Here is a 2,864-nt window from a genome sequence, read left to right as displayed (position 1 = left end):
CCAGGGCCCGCAGGGTCCTGGCGGATAGGGGGTCCGGGGGAAAGGCGGGGCCTTTCCCCCGGGAACGGCGCAACGCCGGACGTAACGCGCGACGGCCAGGGGAAGGCCGCCGCCCGGATCAGGGCACCAGCACGCCGGCGGCGCGTTCCGCCGCCATGGCGCGGCGGTGCGACAGCAGGGTCGCCACCAGCCCCAGCACGGCCGCGACCGAGAGCCAGAGGCCGGGGATGGCGCGGTTGCCGGTGACCTCGATCAGCCAGGTGCAGATCGCCGGCGTGAAGCCGCCGAAGGTGGCCGTGGCCAGCGAGTAGGCGAGGGAGAAGCCGGAGGTGCGGACCTCCGCCGGCATGATCTCCGTCAGGTAGACCACCATGGCGCCGTTGTAGGAGCCGTAGAGGAAGGACAGCCACAGGAGGGACAGCAGCAGCCGGTCGAAGGAAGGCGCGGCCACCAGCCAGGAGATCACCGGATAGGCGGTGGCGATGGCCAGCACGGTGCAGGCCACCAGCACGGGAAAGCGCCCCAGCCGGTCGGAGATGGCGCCGCCGACGGGCAGCCAGACCAGGTTGGAGACGCCGACGCAGAGGGTCACGACCAGCGCGTCGGTGGAGGCGAGGTGCAGCACCTCCCGCCCATAGGTCGGGGTATAGGCGGTGATCAGGTAGAAGGACACGGTGGTCATCGTGACCATCATCATGCCCAGCAGCACCACCTGCCAGTTGGCGGCCACCGAGCGCAGGATCTCGCCCGCCGTGGGGCGGCGGTGCCGCGTCTGCTCCAGGAAGGCCTCGGTCTCCGGCAGCGAGGTGCGGATGTAGAAGAGATAGGGCACGATCAGGCAGCCCACCAGCAACGGCACGCGCCAGCCCCAGGCATCCATCTGCGCCGGGGACAGCAGGCTGGCCAGCGTCACGCCGAGCAGGGCGGCGAAGATCACCGCCACCTGCTGGCTGCCCGACTGCCAGGAGACGTAGAAGCCCTTGTTGCCGGGGGTCGCGATCTCCGAGAGATAGACCGAGACGCCGCCCAGCTCCACGCCGGCGGAGAAGCCCTGCAGCAGCCTGCCGATCAGCACCAGCACCGGCGCCATCAGCCCGATCGTGGCATAGCCCGGCACCACGGCGATGGAGAGGGTGCCCACCGCCATCATCGCCAGCGTCAGCAGCAGCCCGTTGCGGCGGCCGTGGCGGTCGATATAGGCGCCCAGAACCAGCGCGCCGAGCGGGCGCATCAGGAAGCCGACGCCGAAGGCCGCGAGCGAGGCCATCAGCGAGGCGAAGGGGTTCTGCGAGGGGAAGAAGGTCCGGCCGATGGCGGCGGCGTAGTAGCCGTAGACCGTGAAGTCGTACATTTCCAGGAAGTTGCCGGAGGCAACCCGGAAGACGTTCTTGATCTGGTCTTTTCGGGAGGTGGGGGTGGGCAAGGGGGTATGCTCCCAGCAGGCAGTCTTGTGTCAGCTAGACCTCCTGCCGTCGCGGAAACATGGGCCGGGAGATTACGGAAAATTTGCCTGCTCCTGTCCCGCAGGTCATTCCGCCGCCGGGCGGAGGGAGCTTGCGGGTTCCGCCCGGAACACAATATGAACATCCATGCAAAGCCGTGCCATGGACCTCCGTCGGAAGCTGGAAATCCTTGCCGACGCGGCGAAATACGACGCCTCCTGCGCCTCTTCCGGCTCCGAGAAGCGGGACAGCCGCGATGGCGGGCTGGGCAGCACCGAGGGAATGGGCATCTGCCACGCCTATGCGCCGGACGGGCGCTGCATCTCGCTTCTGAAGCTGCTGCTGACCAATGCCTGCGTCTATGACTGTGCCTACTGCATCAACCGTGCCTCCTCGAACGTGCCGCGGGCGCGCTTCACGGTGGCCGAACTGGTGGCGTTGACGCTCGACTTCTACCGGCGGAACTATATCGAGGGGCTGTTCCTGTCCTCCGGCATCATCCGCTCGCCGGACTACACGATGGAGCAGATCCTGCGCGTGGCGCGCTCGCTGCGGGAGGAGCATGGCTTCCGGGGCTATATCCACCTCAAGACCATCCCCGATGCCGATCCGGCGCTGGTGGCGCAGGCGGGTGCCTATGCCGACCGGCTGAGCATCAATGTCGAGCTGCCGAAGGTGGAGAGCCTGGCCCGGCTGGCGCCGGAGAAGGACAGCGGCGCTATCAAGCGCGCCATGGGCGACCTGCGGCTGCGGATCGAGGGCGCGGCGGAGGCCAGGCGGGAGCACGAGGCCGGACGGGTCCGCGCCACGCCGCCCCGCTTCGCCCCGGCCGGGCAGAGCACGCAGATGATCGTGGGCGCGGATGGCGTGGACGACCGGCAGATCCTGGGCACCACGGCGGCGCTCTACGGGTCCTACCGGCTGCGGCGGGTCTATTTCTCCGCCTATTCGCCCATCCCCGACGCGCCCGCCCTGCTGCCGCCCACGGCACCGCCGCTGGTCCGCGAGCACCGGCTCTACCAGGCCGACTGGCTGATGCGCTTCTACGGCTTCGAGGCCGGGGAGATCGTGGCGCCAGCCGGGGAGGACGGCGCCGCGCCGGGGATGCTCGATCTCGACATCGATCCGAAGCTCGCCTGGGCCCTGCGCAACCGGCACCGTTTCCCGGTGGACCTGAACCGGGCGGGGCGGGAGATGCTGCTGCGCGTGCCGGGCCTGGGGGCGAAGACGGTGGAGCGCGTGATCGCCGCGCGGCGGCACCGGACGCTGCGGCTGGAGGACTTGGCGCGGCTGCACATCCCGCTGCGGAAGGTGGCGCCCTTCCTGATCGCCGCCGGGCACCATCCGCGCGCCGGGCTGCTCGACCGCGCGGACCTGCGCGCCCTGCTGGTGCCCGAAAGGCTGTCTCTTGATCACATCTAC

General features: G+C 69.6%; 2 protein-coding genes. One reads left to right on the top strand and one right to left on the bottom strand.

All coding sequences use genetic code 11. From position 1 onward, the window contains the following. Nucleotides 1-118 precede the first annotated feature (118 nt). Nucleotides 119-1,423, bottom strand: coding sequence for an MFS transporter (locus ROTAS13_RS22250; RefSeq protein WP_075823469.1), 1,305 nt, complete (start codon nucleotides 1,421-1,423; stop codon nucleotides 119-121). 181 nt (nucleotides 1,424-1,604) lie between these two features. On the opposite strand from ROTAS13_RS22250, the gene ROTAS13_RS22245 reads away from it, so the two are divergent. Further along, a partial coding sequence (locus ROTAS13_RS22245) for a putative DNA modification/repair radical SAM protein (RefSeq protein ID WP_075823471.1) occupies nucleotides 1,605-2,864 on the top strand: 1,260 nt, incomplete at its 3' end.

The organism is Roseomonas sp. TAS13 (assembly GCF_001950415.1).
In the GTDB taxonomy this organism is placed as follows: Bacteria; Pseudomonadota; Alphaproteobacteria; order Acetobacterales; family Acetobacteraceae; genus Roseomonas; species Roseomonas mucosa.
The sequence above is the reverse complement of the archived record's forward strand: the minus strand, read 5'-3'. Positions and strand labels throughout refer to the sequence as shown.